The sequence below is a fragment of the Cohnella mopanensis genome (genome assembly GCF_022352055.1).
GTDB classification, from domain to species: Bacteria; Bacillota; Bacilli; order Paenibacillales; family Paenibacillaceae; genus Cohnella; species Cohnella mopanensis.
In genome coordinates this window covers 135,661-150,905 of record NZ_JAKRWM010000006.1, presented here as the reverse complement: position 1 = coordinate 150,905, position 15,245 = coordinate 135,661, and the positions used below count along the sequence as shown (strand labels likewise).

Genomic DNA, 15,245 nt, shown 5'->3' with positions numbered 1-15,245 from the left:
ATTAATGATCTTAATGACCCGGCGGTGAGCCATCTTGAAAATCAAAACTAAGCTGCTCTTGTTGCTGTTGTTCTGTACGATCCTTCCGCTCGCCGTTAATGTGTTCGTATCGTTCCATTCGATTAATAATCGTCTGAAGAACGAGATGATCGCGCAATACAGGTCGCAGGCGGAACGGCTTAACCAATCGTTCGAGCTGTCTATTCGCGGCATGGATAACAATATTCTGAGCATCTATCAGACTGCCGAGCTATACAACTTCGTCACGGAAAATCGGAACACGGGCGAAGAGACGATAGCCAGACAACGGCGGGTGGAAAATCTGCTTAAGATTTTGACCCATTCGTTAAACGACTTCAGTAACGTCTATTTGTATTTAGACGCGAGCAATCAGATGTTTAAGGTCAACGCCAAGTATTTGGACGTACGGAATCAAACGCTGGCATCTTCGGACAGTCCGGCATGGATCGAGGAAGCGAAGAAGCTCGACGGAAATTTGGTTGTCGTCCGCAATTCGATTCACGGCGCGACATCCGAACAGCCCGTTCTATTCGTGGGACGGTCGATTCCCGACGTCATCGAGAAGAGGCAGGCCGGAGTCATCGGTATCGATCTGGGAAGCACTTATTTTCAAAATATGCTGGGTAAGGACTTCATCTTAGAAAACACGGAAATTCGCGACTCTGACGGAACGGTCATTTATTCGACGGTTAACGCGCCGTTAAACTCCGGCGATCAGTTGGAAATTGTAAGCGCGGCGAATGCCTACGGTTGGACGGTCGCAACGTATTTGTCGAAGGAGAAGCTTCAGGAAATCGCCTGGGATGCAGTTAAGCCGACGGTATTATGGGGAGTCGCTTTCCTGCTAGCGGGAATCGTACTCTGGCTTATGCTATCCCGGCAAATCTCCTTGCCTATCTATGGATTGGTGAAAAGGATGCGAGAGGTAGGCAAAGGGGACTTCAGTCTGTCCGGCTGGGTCACGAAGCGCGAGCGCAAGGATGAGATTGGTTATCTAGAGCTGCAGTTCCGTTCGATGGTCGAACGGATCGAAGAGCTGATCAAGCGGGAATACGAGTTGAAGATGAGCGAGTCCGTCGCGCAAATGCGCGCGCTGCAATCGCAGATCAATCCGCATTTTCTGTACAATACGTTAACCTCGATCTATTCCGAAGCTCTGGAGATAGGCGCGGACAGCGTTTGTAAAATGGTTAAATCATTATCGGCCATGTTCCGCTACACGACGGATCACAAGGACGATATCGTGACGCTTGCCGCGGAGATCGAGCATACTCGCAACTATCTCGCCATTCAGAAATATAGGTTCGAGCACCGGCTGGAGTTCCGGATCGACATTCCCAAGCATCTGGAGGAAGCACCGATCCTGAAGCTAAGTTTGCAACCGATCGTGGAAAATGCCGTCGTCCATGGCATATCGCGAAAAGGACAGGGGACGATCGTGATCTCGGCTTCGGAGGAAGACGGACGCATGATCGTGGCGGTGACCGACACGGCGGGCATGGTCGACGAGAACGAAGCGAACCGCTTGACGCTTCACGTGCGGGAAAGCGGCTCACTGGGGACAAGCGTGGGATTAGCGAACGTGCATAAGCGAATCCAATACTTGTTTCCGGGATCGGAAGGGATCGAAATCCGTGCAAGTCAAGGACAGACAAGCGTTTCGATAAGTTGGAAGGCGGGTGCGGCATCATGAGAGTTCTCATTATCGAAGACGAACCGAAAGTAAGAAGGGCGCTGAAAAGGCTATTGCTTGATATTGAGCCAACGATAGAATTTATCGGCGAGGCAGAGACGGGATTAGAAGGATTGACAGCAGTTCGTGAGGAGACGCCCGATCTGATTCTGCTCGATATGATTATGCCCGAGATGAACGGCAACGAGCTATTGGAGCGTATTCGCGAACTCAAGCTCGACACTCCGGTTATCGTCATTAGCGGGCACAACGATTTCGAATTCGTTAAGCATGCGCTCTCGAACGAGGCCGTCGAATATTTGTTGAAGCCCTTCGATCGAGAAGATATCGAGGCTGCCTTGCATAAAGCGAAGGAGCGGATGGACAAGTATCGATTCCAGCGCCAGACCGAAAGGCTATGGGAGGAAATGAAGAAGATGAAGTCGCAATTGCATCGCGCTTCCGTCTTAAGCAATCTGTACGAAGGGCGAATGCTGACGAAGGACGAGCTGGCGTTGCTCCCTGAGTTTGCGCGGGAAGGCTCCTGCGAGGTTCATGCGATTATCTTTAAAAATTACGACAAGGCGCTGCAGGAGCGATTCCGCAAGGATAAGGATTTGCTAGCGTATGCCATCGGGAAGTTGATCGCCGAATATGCCGAGCAGGTGGGAACAGAGCTTCTATCCGGTCCTTCAGGACGATACGATTGGTGTCACTGGTTGATCGCTCCCGCTTCAACCTCTTCCGATACTCTACTGAGAGGGCTTCAGGACGCGTTCGAGAAGGTGCTCAAGTTATGTTGCTTCACTGTTTCGTCAGGTGAGAGCAAGGCAATGGCGGACTATTCTCCGACGATCACTAGGTTAGAGGATTCTGCTTTCTACGCCGATCTATCTTCGTTGGAGCTGGATTCGGCGCTTAAGATGAATGAGCGGAAAGACCGAACGGTGTCCACGCCGGAATTGCAGCAGCTCGTTACCTTATTCGTCCCCAAATCTTGCCATCTCATTAGGCATGGGCTGGCGTTTCGCATCCGGGGAGAAGTGGAGGAATTGTTCGAGGCCGCGTCTTCGTCCCGGTGCATGTCGGCTATGTTCCTGTTCCAAGCTTGGACGATGTTGCAAACCCGAGTGGAAACGGAGTTCGGCTTCCGAGCGTATGCCTCCGAATCTCTGGACCGCGTAGAGCCTTTCGTGATGAAGATCGCTTTTGACAAGATAAAGGCGATGGAGCTTATCGAAGAATGCTTGAATTTCTTCATGCTCGCCGCAGGCGCCAAGCCTGAAGGGAAGGCATCCGCGAATAGGGCACTGGCGATAAAGGAATATATCGATATCTGTTATCGGGAGGCGATGTCGCTCGCGGATTTGGCCGAGCGCTTCTTCATCAGCAAGGAATACCTCGCCTCCCAGTTCAAGCGGCAATTCGGAGTAACGGTGGTCCAATACATTCATTCCAAGCGTCTGGATATGGCTAGGCGAATGTTGGAGGAGGAAGGGGAACTTTCCGTATCGGCTATCGCTTCAGCTGTTGGCTATGACCATTTCAGTTACTTCGACAAGCTGTTTAAGAGAAAGTACGGAAGTACGCCTTCGGAGTACCGCGCATTGTCCAACTAAGTTGATTAATATCGTGCTAATCTATCCCTTAATATTATGGTAGGTGGCCCCTCCGGATTTCCTTATAATGAGGATATTCAATCCGAGAGGGGTCATTATTTTGCGCAAAAACAATCTGCTAACCCTATCATCAACGCTCTTGATAAGCTTATCTATGGTGCTGGCTGGTTGCGGCAATAACGGCGGCAATAACGCTTCGCCATCATCCGAGCCCCCCGCTTCCACGCCGGCAAGCGAGAACGCTTCGCCAAGCGCAAGTTCCGGTGCGGGAGAACCCGTAACGCTCACGGCTTTCTTGTTCAATATGGACAAGCGCCAAGCGCTCGAAGAAACGTTCAAGAAGTTTACCGAGCAGAACCCGAACATTACGGTCGACTTGCTAGTCAACGACCAGGACTACTACACGGTGCTTAAGACGAAGATCGCTTCCAACGACATGCCGGATATCGTCATGGGCGAATACGGGGATCTGCTGGAGCTTGGCCAAGCCGGGCATATCCTCGATCTCGCGAGTGATTCTTATATCGGTAATTATTCGGAGCAAATCCGTTCCCAGATGACGACGCCGGACGGTAAAATCTACGGGATCCCGCTCGATATTTCCGGAATGGGTATTTACTACAACAAGGATTTGTTCAAGGAAGCGGGCATCGAATCTTTCCCTAAGACGCAGACCGAATTGCTCGCCGCGATCGATAAGCTTAAAGCCAAGAAAATCTCGCCTTTCGGGTTAGCCGTAGCGGACGGCTGGACGCTTGCCCATACGCTGTTCACGACGATCGCGGGAACGACGGATGACGTCAAAGCGCTCGCCGAAAGCGCGAAATCCGGGCAACCAATTCAATCCGATCGCCTGAAACAAGGCTTCAAGACGTTAGACGCGATATACGGCAACACAAATCCGCAAGCGGCTTCGAACAACTACAACGCGAGCCTGTCGCTTCTGGCGCAAGGTAAAGTAGCGATGCTCCAGCAGGGTTACTGGGCTTACTCCAGCATCACGGACATTCATCCGGACGTGAATCTCGGCTTCGGCGCTATTCCCTATAGCGATAACCCAGAAGAAGCTAAAATGGGCGTCAACGTCAACGTTTCCTATGCGATTACCACTAAATCGGCGCATCAGGACGCGGCTAAGAAGCTATTCGAATGGCTCACGACCAAGGAAGGGAACGCAATCGCCAACGAGAACATGAAACAAATCCCGGCCATCGAAGGCGTAACCGTATCCAGCAATCCGATAGCCGATGATATTCTGTCTTACGTGAACGCTCAGAAAGTCGTTCCGTGGTCGCAGGTGCTGATGAACGGCTCCACTAGAGTTGAAGCGGAGGCCATTATGCAAGGTTACTTCTTCAAGAAGAAAACGGCGGATGAAGTCATGACGGAAATCGCGGCCTCTTGGGCGAAAAAATAAAGGAATAGAGACGGAAGGACACCTCGCAGTGTCCTTCTACTCTTCTAGGAGTGGTTTTGAATGTCATCCGGCGCTTCTTCCAAATTAAGAAAGCTCGGAATCACGCTGTCTTTCATAGGGCCGATTTGTATTTTGTACGTTTGCTTTTTCGTCGTGCCTCTCGGCGGTTCCTTGATGTACTCCTTCACAGATTGGGACGGCCTGCAGTCTACGTTTCATTGGGTCGGCTTCCGTAATTACGCGGATATGTTCATGCACAGCAGGGATTTCCGGGATTCGTTCCTGTTTACTTTGAAATTTTCCGTGTTAAACATCGTGCTAGTTAACGTCTTCGGCGTGCTCCTCGCGCTGTTGGTCGATTCAAAGTTGAAATCGAAATACGCCCTCCGGGTCGTCTTTTTCTCGCCGAACGTCATTTCCTTGATCGTGGTCGGCTTTCTATGGAAATTTTTCTTCTCCTCCGTACTCTACGAGATGGGAACGAAGCTAGGGTGGGGTTTTCTTACTTATAGCTTTCTAGGAAATCCGGACCGCATCCTGTATCCGATCGCCGGCGTTTCCTTATGGTCCAGCGTTGGACTTGCCATGGTCATCTATTTGGCCGGGCTTCAAGGCATTCCGGGCGAATTGAAAGAGGCGATGCATGTGGACGGAGCGGGAAGCTGGACGCGTTTCTGGAAAATGACGCTTCCGCTGCTCATGCCCGCGATCATCTCCAACGTGTTCCTGACGACGACGAATTCCTTCAAGGTGTTCGATCTTATCCTGGCGTTGACCGGCGGAGGCCCCGCCAATTCCAGCCAAAGCTTGGCGATCAACATTTATCGCGAAGCGTTTACGGCCAATTCGTACGGCTCGGGCACGGCCCGTTCGATTATTTTCTGCTTGTTCATCGTTATCGTCATGTTGGTTCAATTCCGAGTTATGCGGAGCAAGGAGGTGAGTGCATGATCCGTAGAGGGTTTGGAGAAATCGTGGCGGTGCTTATCGCTCTGTTATTCCTGCTGCCGATCTTGTTCGCGTTACTGAATTCCTTCAAGACGAACGGGGAAATGCTTCGCTCGTTCGTGTCCTGGCCGGAATCTTGGCAATTCGGCAATTACAAGCAGGTGTGGAAGGACATGCACTATCCCCGCGCTCTGTGGAATACCGTGCTCGTAACGTTGTTTGGCGTTGGATTTACATTGTTGTTCAGCGCGATGGCGGCTTACCGGATCTCGCGGCTTCTGGCTGCTCATGTTCTTCACGCTGTCCATGATGGTGCCCTTTCAGACAATCATGATTCCGCTCGTTAAGCTGGCTTCGGAGCTGCATCTGATGAACTCGAGGTTCGGGCTCGTGCTTATGATTATCGCGTTGTTCTCTCCCTTTACTATCTTTCTATATCGCGGTTTCATGACCCAGCTTCCTGCCGAATTGGAAGAGGCGGCGCGAATCGACGGGGCGAACGTCTATCAGACGTTCTTCCGCATCATCGTCCCGTTGCTGGTGCCCGTTACCGCAACTGCCGCGGTATTAAACGTTCTCTGGGTGTGGAACGATTTTATCTTATCCTTCCTTATGCTTCAGCGAGAAAATGTAATGACTTTGCAATTGACCGTGTACCGTTACTTCGGAACGTATAGCCAGCAATGGAACCTTGCGCTCGTCTCGCTGATTCTTGCCGCGATTCCCGTGCTCGTTATTTATCTCATGCTGCAGAAATATATCATTAAAGGCGTTGCTGCTGGCGCAGTGAAAGGATGATCGGAATGCAACTGGATCAACAAGCGTTGCTTGCAAAGTGGAGCGCGACGAATAAGAGAGAGATGCCTGCCTTGGCCGGCACTGGGAAGGCGGGGAGCTACGATTCACAGGGCGTCGACTGTCCGTTCGTCTTTCGGCACAACGACCGATTTTACATGATGCATGTCGGGTTTGACGGTATCGGTTATCAGACGGCGCTTGCCGTGAGTGATAATCTGCTGGAATGGCGACATGAAGCCGTCATTCTGCCCCGTCTAGAAGGCTCGGACAGATGGGACAGGATCGGGGCGGCGGGCTCATGGATTTTGCTGGCGTCAAACGATGTTCGGGAAGTGCCGACGCTCCGCAAGCGAGATGGGCGATATTGGATGATCTATCATTCGTATCCGGGTGAAGGTTATGAAGCGGGGGGCGCCGTCATGGGGCTCGCCTGGACGGCGGATGAGTCGTTAAGGACGTGGAACCGCCTTGAACAGCCGATCTTTACTTATAAGAATGGCGGGGATTGGGAGAAGGAAGGGCTATATAAGTGCTGCATGCTGGAGCATGAAGGCAAGTATTGGATGTTCTACAATGCGAAAGGCTCTAGCGTATGGCCATGGAAGGAAGAGACCGGCATTGCAACTTCAGCCGACCTGCTACACTGGGAACGCTACGACGGCAATCCGATCATGCCATACAAAGAAGGGACATTTTACAGCCAATTCTACAGCGATCCTTGCATTCGTTATGACGGTGAGCGCTGGTTGAACTTCGGTTTTGGATTGGATGGGGCGCACGCGCAGGGGTTGTTGGCGGTTTCGGAAGACCTGCTTCATTGGGTGACGCTAGACAAGCCGTTGTTGCCGCATGGCTTAGCTGGCGAATTGGATGAAATTCATGCGCACAAATCTTCGGTCGTATTTTGGAACGGTGCGGTTTACCATTTTTACTGCGCATGCCGGCCATGGCGGGAAGGAGATCCGACGCGCGTCGAAGTATTCGAAGGGCAAGACGAGTTCAGATGCATAGCGTTAGCGACTGCCGGGGGCGAATAGCCCGCGGCATTTTTTCGATTTCGCAACAAGTTTGCCTCGAGCCTCGTATAATGTAGGTATGAATTTGATATAAGGAGAGTGGACGCCAATGCCCCCTTTACCGCCAAGAGCTAAGACGACGGCGTCGCGTAACAATAGTAAAGTTCGAAAGAGACAGCCTGTGCTGTGGAAATTGTTCAAGATTATGCTGGTGACCGGGTTTACATTTGCCTTATTATTCTCGGGGTGGTTTTTCTTAACGCCATCCGGAAACGAGTATCGCTATATGTTAGCCGACTCGTTAATTACGACCCAGCATCGGGAATGGGCGAAATACATTATTGGGGAGAAAGCTTTAAAGGAACGCATCGCTCTATACGTCAATCAATTCGAAGAGATGGGCGAGGAACGCGATACGCATACGATTAATGGAAATTCTCCCGAGGACGGTCTAAACCAAGGTGAATCCGATTCGGATAAGCTCACTTCCATCGAGGAAGTCGATGGCGAAGGATTCCACGGGTATCTTCTCTCGGTCAAAGATCCGAAGAAGATAAGGCTAGTCGTTCCGAACAAAAGAGGGCGCGGAGAAAAAGTAACCAGCATGGTTAAGCGGACGGGAGCCATCGCCGGAGTGAACGCGGGAGGATTCTCCGACCCGAATTGGCGCGGCAACGGATTTAAGCCGATCGGCCTCGTTATTAGCAACGGGAAAATTCTCTATAACGGCCTGGGCGATAATAATAGCGTGCAGATCGTCGGATTAGACAAGAATGGCAAGATGCTGGCGGGTAAATACTCCGTCAAAGAACTGATGGAACTAGGGATTGCCGAAGCGGTCAGCTTCTCTCCCCGGATCATCGTGAATGGCAAAGGCCTTATTCCTAACCGTTCTCAAGGTTGGGGAGTTGCCCCTCGAACGGTAATGGCGCAGCGTGAAGACGGGACGATCATGTTCCTGCTTATAGATGGACGCCAACCTGGCTATAGCATTGGCGCAACCTTGTACGATGCGCAGGAAATTTTGCTAGAGCACGGTGCCGTCATTGCGGCTAATTTGGATGGGGGCTCATCGACGGTATTGGTCACGGAAAACGGGGATATCGTTAACAAACCTTCCTCCTCGTCGGGGGAAAGATATTTGCCGACCGGCTTTCTCGTATTCGAGGACCCGGATGCGGTTGAGGTGCCCAATATATGGGCTGGCTTGAAGCCGTCCGAGATCGATGCGGGCAAATGGTAACCGGAATAGCCGAGAAGGATGGGAAATCCGACTCGGCTTTATCATTTTCAGCCACACGTTGACGCACTCGCTTGGATCATTTACCATAGAAATATAAACGCGCGTTTATAGAAAGAAGCTGAGCTTTTGAAGAAGACGGAAATCAATTCCATGGAAATTGCCAGACTCGCCGGAGTTTCGCGGAGTACCGTCAGCAGGGTCATCAATAACTATTCCAACGTTCCGCCTGAGACGCGCGAGAAGGTACTTAGGATTATTGAACAATATCATTATGTTCCGAATGCATCGGCGCAAGTACTCGCGGGCAAAAAAACGCGGACGATCGGCCTGTTTATGATAGAAGCGGGGCAAGTCTCCAGCGATATGCTAACGAACATGCTTATCGCGAGCATAATTGAGAACGCTTCCTCGCGCGGGTACTACGTTCTTACCCATATTCTTCGAAATGCTGAGGATGCGGAGAGCATACGGGGCGTCAAAGATATTTTCTACCAGCGCCGTATCGACGGAGGGTTATTCATTGGTGCGAATAACGACGAGCCGTTCATTGAGCAATTGATCTCGGAAGGCTATTCCGTCGCAATTGTCGACCAAGAGAAGCCGGGGTGTGAGGAATCGAATCGGATCGTCGCTAACTTCGATAACGAAAGCGGCATGATGCAAGCCGTAAAGTGGCTAGCGGGGTTGAAGCATCGGCAGATCGGGCTGATTAGCGGGGATATGAGGAGATATTCCGGACCTTCTAAGCTTGACGGGTATTACAAGGCGATGAAGCATTGCGGGATACCCGTAGAGAAGAAATGGATATTACCTGCCGGGTTCAACGAACAATCCGGTTATGAGGCCGTTAACGAGTTTATGAGAACGGGTGTCCCGCTTCCGACGGCAATGATCACGGCTAATGACAGCGTGGCCTTCGGAGCGATTCGGGCTTTGCGGGAGCATGGCATTCTAGTTCCTCAACATATCTCGATCATCGGATTCGACGACCATGCCTTAAGCTCCAGATTTCAACCTGCATTGACGACCTTGCGAATAGACTTCGGCGCTATGATGGAAAGGCTGACCAATTCTTTGATCGATCATATCGAACATCGCACAAGTGGGTTTACGAAGTTTGCGGTAGATATGCAGCTTATAGTTCGCGATTCATGCCGGGAAAATTAAGTTGAACCATAAAGGAGACGATCGAGAATGGACAAAAACGTGCTGGGAAGTAACGTCATTACGCAAATTGGGCTTCTGGTCAACGACATCGAGAAAACATCGCAAACGTACGCCGATTTTTTCGGTATCGAGAAACCGCAGTGGTTCTGGACCGATCCTGCGGACGTTGCGCAGACGGAATATCGGGGTAACCCGTCCGAGGCGAGGGCGAAGCTTGCTTTCTTCGACATGGGTTCTTTACAGCTTGAATTGATCGAACCCGACCAGCATCCTAGCACTTGGCGCGAATCTCTTGATCGGGACGGCGAAGGCTTTCATCACATTGCCTTTGTTATTAAAGGAATGAAAGAGAAGATTGCGGTTATGGAAGCAAGGGGCATGCCGCTACTGCAGAAGGGTGAGTATACGGGCGGTAGATATGCTTATCTCGATACTTTTAAGGAGCTTAAAGTACTAGTCGAGCTATTGGAGAACGATAGATAACTCGTAACGAGGGGAGATCTCTAAGGCAATGAATATTCTAATTACCGGCGCGGGTCGGGGTCTTGGTTTTCAATTAACGAAACTGGCAGTAGGAAGAGGACATCAGGTCGTGGCAGGGATCCGCGAAATATCCGATGCGTCGGAAGGGCTGCTGGCACTTGCGGTCCAGTTTCCCGAGCTTGTACGGATCGAGAAGATGAACGTGACGAGGGAAGAAGAAGTCGAAGCGCTCGCCGACAAGCTGGCAAGCGAATCCGTCGAGCTGGATGGAATTATTAACAACGCGGGAGTTCTGTTCGGCCGGGAACATAAGATCGACACGCTTCCGATGCACCTTGTCAGACTCACTTTCGAAGTGAATCTCTTCGGTCCGATGTACGTGATGAAAGCGATGTCTCCACTATTGAAGGATCATTCCAATTCGACCGTCATTAACGTTTCGTCCGAGGCGGGAAGCATGGCTTTGGCCTATGGCGGAGACTATCCTTATGCGATTTCTAAGACGGCACTGAACATGTTCTCCAAGCAATCCAACTGTGAGTTGAACCCGAGAGGAATCAGGGTTCTGGCCGTCCATCCGGGTTGGATGCGCACGGATATGGGAGGCGGCAAGGCTCCGCTCGATGCATCGGAAAGCGCGAACGGAATATTGGATATACTGGAGCGTAAAACCTTCATTAAAGACGAATTGTTTTTCGTGGATCATACCGGTCGTTCAATGCCTGTCTAATAGTCGGAAGGCGAGAACCAAGGGGCGGCAAATCGTCCTCTGAATCTCGTCTTCTTTTTTAGTATCAGTACATCATGAAGCCTAAAGGGCCGTCCTCGTCGATAATATCCTGGATCTCGTACACGGAGATGGGGAAGTAAGGAAACCCCCATGCGTACGGGACGATGGCGTATAACGGGAAGTAAACGACCAAGGATTTGTCCGCGATATAGAAATCTTGATCCGGAGTGATTCCGGGGTAATCAACAAGCAATGGAAGCTGTCTCGCTTTGATCTGGGTTTGGATAATGGCATTCAAGCGAGCTTCGTAGTTGCTGCCGGGCTTAAACAACTGGCCTAGCTTATAGCTGCGGCCCTTATTGGCATCGAAGGTGAGCGACTTCTGCAGCGTATTGCCGTGGGCGCCGCCCGTAAACGAGTAATTCAGAAGCGATAAGCTGAGTACGCCCCTTTGGTTGTTCTTGATCTCGAAAGTGCCGTCCATCTGCTGAATGTCCTTGCTGGGAAAGCCTTGCTCCTTCAGCAGATCTTGATTCGCCGCGGCAATCGCCTTATTCATAGCCTCTTGTGCCGCGGCTGTCGTGCCTCCGTTGACGAATGGAACGTTGATCTTAACGTTCTTAGCTGTCATCGTCCGGATTCGGATCGGCAGCATTAAGGTTTGGCCGTTCATTTTCATTTCCCTTTGCCGATATGGGCTGTTGTCATCCCAGCTTATGCAGAGGAGCCGAATGTTGCCTCATTCGATTAAGTATACAAAAAAATCCAGTCGCGAAATTCTTGACTTTTCGTTCGAAAAATCCTATCCTAATAAAGGATTTGCTGATGTAGCTCAGCTGGTAGAGCAACGCATTCGTAATGCGTAGGTCGGGGGTTCGAATCCCTTCATCAGCACCATGAATATTCCAACTAAGGCGTTCTTTCCGAGGTTATCGGGGAGGGCTCTTTTTTTTGTGTTTAATTCCATAAAATTAAAGGAAGCCCTCGATCTCTTATTGGAGATCCAGAGGGCTGTTAAATGAGCTTAAAAAATGGCTATCGATTAACCGTTAAGGATCGGTTTATCCGCAAGCCGCTTCGTAAAGACGACAAGCCTCGCTTCATGCTCCCGTTTTTTTCTGCTGTATTTCCCAGTGCACGTGATGAGATTGAGACGGGGCTCATCGATATGCCCGAAAATTCTTTTAATGGGTGCTTCTGAAGTTTGGAAGGATTCGACGGATTCAACGATAAATGGGACAGAATATCCTTTATTGTTCTTCACGTATACGGAATCGCCCTTCTTGAGTTTCTTCAGATTGAAGAAAACAGCCGGACCTACGTACGAATCGACATGCCCGTCCATGATGGCGTTTCCGATAGCTCCGGGTAAAATGCCATCCGATAAATATCCAACTTTTCCCGTGCTGTGCGGAACTGCCATTTGTCCTTTGTTTGTTACGCTTACGGGTTCGATCTCGGCATGAACGTCAATGGCGGGAATGTATATTCTTGCAGGAATAATTCCGTTGCTAGCCCATTTTTTCTTAGGTTGCTGGCTTTTAGGGCTGACGCTGGGAGCCTTGGATTCAACCACTTTTTTACCGGTGCTTGAATGATCTTCGGATAAATTTTGATCTGGTCTCACACTTGGCTTGCCGCAATTCGTGCTTCCGACGAGAATCGTTATCGTAAGAACAAGCAACGGCCATTTTTTCATCATGAAGAATAAGAGGGGAGGAGCATAATCCCCTCTTTACTCCTTTATTCCGTTTTTTCGCTTGCGCCGCCGAAGCCTGTTTTCGGCATTTCAGTGATGTCTTTTGCTCTCAGGCTCTTGGAGTGAAGGCTCTTCGAATGAAGGCTTTTGGAATGAATACTTTTCGCATGAAGTTTGCTTGGGTGGTGTTTATGTTTCTTTGTAGCATGAGCTTTCATTTTCTTCTCGTGGGTGCTCTTCGTGTGAACTTTGTGTTCGTGCTTTTTCTCCGCCACCGGCGCCGAAGCATAAGCTGCCGAGCCTGCGGTGAGAAGCATACAAGCGGATACGAACGTGATAACTGCCTTCTTCATGGAATAGCCTCCTTGGAATTTGAGTGAGGGATGTTTGTCCCCTGAGTCATTATGTCCTTCTGCTTAGCAGAAATGAGTGTGAAACAATTCCAATGTATGAGATCGTTGCATTTTCGAAAGCCTACAGTTATTGCGCATTCATCTAAGGACGGTGATTCATGATTAATCGGAAATATTTGCTGTGTTTTATAAGCCTTTCTGTGCTGCTCTTGAACAACAAGGCGGAAGCATTGCCTTTTAAAAAGGATCGTTACTATTATGAGAAAAAAGGGGAAATGATTTGGGAAGTTCAAACCGATCAGAAGATGATCGCATTAACGTTCGATGACGGGCCGGACAAGGTTCAGACGAATCAAATATTGGATTTACTCGATAAATACGAAGCGAAAGCTACCTTCTTCGTCATCGGCAACCGGGTTATGAAATATCCCGAGATCGCTAAGCGTATCGTACAAGAGGGACATGAGGTGGCAAACCATACATATAATCACGTTTACTTCAAACGTCCCTCTTCGGCAGGGCTCGTACAGCAAGAAATCGAACGTACCGAGCGAGTCATATTTCAAGCAACAGGTAAAAAATCTTCGTTGTTTCGTCCGCCGGGCGGCTTATACGACGATACGATCGTTCAGGTTTCCAACCGGATGGGCTTAGTTCCCGTCATGTGGTCATGGCATCAAGATACGAGGGATTGGAGCAAACCCGGCGCAAGGAAAATCGGAGATAAGGTCATACGAAACGCACGAAACGGAGATATTGTTTTATTCCACGACCATGTTCAAGGGAAAACGCAAACGATAGAGGCGATCGGAATCATTCTGCCTGAATTGCGTGCCAGAGGATATCGGTTCGTGACCGTTTCCGAATTGATTAAATCGTCGGCTTCAAAGGAAGTTCGAAAGTGAGGGTATGCATTTAGCGAGGATTACCTTGTATGAGGCTTCGGGGGAAATAGACCGTTCTTGTTTGGACGAGACGGTCTATTTTCGATTGTTTTTTAAAATCGTTATTTCCCTAAAAAAAATATGGATTTTGTATTGCAAACATCACGAGATGATGGTATTATCTTATCTTGTGAGCCATTAATACGCCGACTTAGCTCAACTGGTAGAGCAACTGACTTGTAATCAGTAGGTTGGGGGTTCAAGTCCTCTAGTCGGCACCATTTACGTCAATCGATCCTCGTTCTACCCTTCGGGTAGACGGGGATTTTTGTTTTGTGAAGAAATGGTGAAATTTGTCGAAACGCTTTACTATATAAGGAAAATCCTGTATTCTTGTCGAAGGGCAAATTCCAATTGGAATAATTTAACTATATAACGCCCGAACAAAGGGGATTAGGATCATGAAGAGAAATTCATCGAGAAAAGCATTAAAAATGTCTGTTGCATTAGGTTTGTTGGCACTAGCACTAAGTGCATGCGGAGGTTCCAAAGACGATAAGAATAACGCTTCTCCGTCCGCATCGGTTTCTCCATCGGCTTCTGCATCGGAAACACCATCCGCATCGCCGTCGGCTTCCGCCGAGGCATCCCCTTCCGCATCTACGGAAGCTGCTGCTGGATTCAAGACTTTCAAAGACGGTACTTACGGAACAACTTTCCAATACCCGGAAGATTGGACTTACCAAGAAAACATTGGTGGAGCAATCGTGGCATTCTTGTCTCCTAGAGAAAACGACAGCGACATGTTCCAAGAAAATATTAACTTCTTGATTCAAGATTTGGGCGGGCAAAAAGTTAAGTTGGCTGATTACGTAGACGCTACGAAACAGCAGCTGGGCGCGCTAATCACCGGCTTCAAACTCGAAGATGAGGGCGCAAGCTCCGAAGACGGCGTTGAAGCGTATAACCTTCTCTATAGCGGAAAACAAGGCGAGTACAACTTGAAATGGCAACAAAGCTTCGCGATCATCGAAGGCAAAGCTTATGTCATTACTTATACGGCAGAAGAAGGCAGCTTCGATAAATTTGTTGATCAAGCGGGATCGATCGCCGAATCTTGGGATTATTAATTCTCATGTATTGAACGACAACGCGGCCCTCTAGAGGGCCGCGTTTTTTGCATAAAGTCCTACTT

The 15,245-nt window shown here is 49.7% G+C and carries 16 protein-coding genes and 2 tRNA genes; 15 read left to right on the top strand and 3 right to left on the bottom strand.

Annotated elements, in window-relative coordinates; all coding sequences use genetic code 11:
• Positions 1-34 precede the first annotated feature (34 nt).
• The 11 genes from L3D05_RS11365 (at position 35) to L3D05_RS11315 (ending at position 11,114) form a co-directional block, all read left to right on the top strand.
• A complete protein-coding gene (locus L3D05_RS11365) occupies positions 35-1,714 on the top strand; it encodes a sensor histidine kinase (RefSeq protein WP_239616172.1) in 1,680 nt (559 codons plus the stop codon).
• Positions 1,711-3,312: a response regulator transcription factor gene (locus L3D05_RS11360; RefSeq protein WP_239616171.1), complete on the top strand. Its 1,602-nt coding sequence runs from the start codon at positions 1,711-1,713 to the stop codon at positions 3,310-3,312. Before L3D05_RS11365 ends, L3D05_RS11360 begins: the two co-directional genes overlap by 4 nt.
• A 100-nt stretch (positions 3,313-3,412) precedes the next feature.
• Complete coding sequence (locus L3D05_RS11355) at positions 3,413-4,729, top strand: ABC transporter substrate-binding protein (protein WP_239616170.1); 1,317 nt, start codon at positions 3,413-3,415, stop codon at positions 4,727-4,729.
• 60 nt (positions 4,730-4,789) lie between these two features.
• A complete protein-coding gene (locus L3D05_RS11350) occupies positions 4,790-5,680 on the top strand; it encodes a carbohydrate ABC transporter permease (protein WP_239616169.1) in 891 nt (296 codons plus the stop codon).
• A complete protein-coding gene (locus L3D05_RS11345; RefSeq protein ID WP_239616168.1) occupies positions 5,677-6,024 on the top strand; it encodes an ABC transporter permease family protein in 348 nt (115 codons plus the stop codon). The genes L3D05_RS11350 and L3D05_RS11345 overlap by 4 nt, the downstream gene beginning before the upstream one ends.
• The gene (locus L3D05_RS11340; protein ID WP_239616167.1) at positions 6,008-6,475 is read left to right on the top strand and encodes a carbohydrate ABC transporter permease; all 468 of its coding nucleotides are present in this window, start codon (positions 6,008-6,010) and stop codon (positions 6,473-6,475) included. Before L3D05_RS11345 ends, L3D05_RS11340 begins: the two co-directional genes overlap by 17 nt.
• A 5-nt stretch (positions 6,476-6,480) precedes the next feature.
• On the top strand, positions 6,481-7,512 hold the full coding sequence (locus L3D05_RS11335; protein WP_239616166.1) for a glycoside hydrolase family protein: 1,032 nt from the start codon (positions 6,481-6,483) through the stop codon (positions 7,510-7,512).
• An 88-nt stretch (positions 7,513-7,600) separates the two neighbouring features.
• The gene (locus L3D05_RS11330; protein ID WP_439647940.1) at positions 7,601-8,734 is read left to right on the top strand and encodes a phosphodiester glycosidase family protein; all 1,134 of its coding nucleotides are present in this window, start codon (positions 7,601-7,603) and stop codon (positions 8,732-8,734) included.
• Positions 8,735-8,860: 126 nt separating this feature from the next.
• The gene (locus L3D05_RS11325) at positions 8,861-9,901 is read left to right on the top strand and encodes a LacI family DNA-binding transcriptional regulator (RefSeq protein ID WP_239616165.1); all 1,041 of its coding nucleotides are present in this window, start codon (positions 8,861-8,863) and stop codon (positions 9,899-9,901) included.
• Between the two features lie 27 nt (positions 9,902-9,928).
• A complete protein-coding gene (locus L3D05_RS11320; protein WP_239616164.1) occupies positions 9,929-10,384 on the top strand; it encodes a VOC family protein in 456 nt (151 codons plus the stop codon).
• Between the two features lie 28 nt (positions 10,385-10,412).
• Positions 10,413-11,114 (top strand): SDR family oxidoreductase, encoded by a 702-nt coding sequence (locus tag L3D05_RS11315; RefSeq protein ID WP_239616163.1) that lies wholly within the window; start codon positions 10,413-10,415, stop codon positions 11,112-11,114.
• Positions 11,115-11,178: 64 nt separating this feature from the next.
• On the opposite strand, the gene L3D05_RS11310 is transcribed toward L3D05_RS11315, so the two are convergent.
• Positions 11,179-11,787 carry a DUF3298 and DUF4163 domain-containing protein gene (locus tag L3D05_RS11310; RefSeq protein ID WP_239616162.1) on the bottom strand — a complete coding sequence of 203 codons (609 nt, stop codon included), beginning with the start codon at positions 11,785-11,787 and terminating at the stop codon, positions 11,179-11,181.
• A 148-nt stretch (positions 11,788-11,935) separates the two neighbouring features.
• Between L3D05_RS11310 and L3D05_RS11305 the strand changes: the two genes are divergently transcribed.
• Positions 11,936-12,011: transfer RNA gene (locus L3D05_RS11305), tRNA-Thr, on the top strand.
• A gap of 145 nt (positions 12,012-12,156) precedes the next feature.
• Here L3D05_RS11305 and L3D05_RS11300 read toward each other — a convergent pair.
• Complete coding sequence (locus tag L3D05_RS11300; protein ID WP_239616161.1) at positions 12,157-12,798, bottom strand: class F sortase; 642 nt, start codon at positions 12,796-12,798, stop codon at positions 12,157-12,159.
• A 59-nt stretch (positions 12,799-12,857) separates the two neighbouring features.
• The gene (locus L3D05_RS11295) at positions 12,858-13,166 is read right to left on the bottom strand and encodes a hypothetical protein (protein WP_239616160.1); all 309 of its coding nucleotides are present in this window, start codon (positions 13,164-13,166) and stop codon (positions 12,858-12,860) included.
• A gap of 158 nt (positions 13,167-13,324) precedes the next feature.
• On the opposite strand from L3D05_RS11295, the gene L3D05_RS11290 reads away from it, so the two are divergent.
• The 3 genes from L3D05_RS11290 (at position 13,325) to L3D05_RS11280 (ending at position 15,180) form a co-directional block, all read left to right on the top strand.
• Complete coding sequence (locus L3D05_RS11290) at positions 13,325-14,071, top strand: polysaccharide deacetylase family protein (RefSeq protein WP_239616159.1); 747 nt, start codon at positions 13,325-13,327, stop codon at positions 14,069-14,071.
• A gap of 184 nt (positions 14,072-14,255) precedes the next feature.
• A tRNA-Thr gene (locus L3D05_RS11285) sits at positions 14,256-14,331 on the top strand.
• Between the two features lie 180 nt (positions 14,332-14,511).
• Positions 14,512-15,180: a PsbP-related protein gene (locus tag L3D05_RS11280; RefSeq protein WP_239616158.1), complete on the top strand. Its 669-nt coding sequence runs from the start codon at positions 14,512-14,514 to the stop codon at positions 15,178-15,180.
• Positions 15,181-15,245: the final 65 nt, after the last annotated feature.

Excerpts from the sequence above, each read along its gene's own strand:
- L3D05_RS11360 (WP_239616171.1), top strand. The coding sequence starts at position 1,711 with ATGAGAGTTCTCATTATCGAAGACGAACCGAAAGTAAGAAGGGCGCTG.
- L3D05_RS11350 (WP_239616169.1), top strand. The coding sequence starts at position 4,790 with ATGTCATCCGGCGCTTCTTCCAAATTAAGAAAGCTCGGAATCACGCTG.
- L3D05_RS11345 (WP_239616168.1), top strand. The coding sequence starts at position 5,677 with ATGATCCGTAGAGGGTTTGGAGAAATCGTGGCGGTGCTTATCGCTCTG.
- L3D05_RS11340 (WP_239616167.1), top strand. The coding sequence starts at position 6,008 with ATGATTCCGCTCGTTAAGCTGGCTTCGGAGCTGCATCTGATGAACTCG.
- L3D05_RS11335 (WP_239616166.1), top strand. The coding sequence starts at position 6,481 with ATGCAACTGGATCAACAAGCGTTGCTTGCAAAGTGGAGCGCGACGAAT.
- L3D05_RS11330 (WP_439647940.1), top strand. The coding sequence starts at position 7,601 with ATGCCCCCTTTACCGCCAAGAGCTAAGACGACGGCGTCGCGTAACAAT.
- L3D05_RS11320 (WP_239616164.1), top strand. The coding sequence starts at position 9,929 with ATGGACAAAAACGTGCTGGGAAGTAACGTCATTACGCAAATTGGGCTT.
- L3D05_RS11315 (WP_239616163.1), top strand. The coding sequence starts at position 10,413 with ATGAATATTCTAATTACCGGCGCGGGTCGGGGTCTTGGTTTTCAATTA.
- L3D05_RS11310 (WP_239616162.1), bottom strand. The coding sequence starts at position 11,787 with ATGAACGGCCAAACCTTAATGCTGCCGATCCGAATCCGGACGATGACA.
- L3D05_RS11295 (WP_239616160.1), bottom strand. The coding sequence starts at position 13,166 with ATGAAGAAGGCAGTTATCACGTTCGTATCCGCTTGTATGCTTCTCACC.
- L3D05_RS11290 (WP_239616159.1), top strand. The coding sequence starts at position 13,325 with ATGATTAATCGGAAATATTTGCTGTGTTTTATAAGCCTTTCTGTGCTG.
- L3D05_RS11280 (WP_239616158.1), top strand. The coding sequence starts at position 14,512 with ATGAAGAGAAATTCATCGAGAAAAGCATTAAAAATGTCTGTTGCATTA.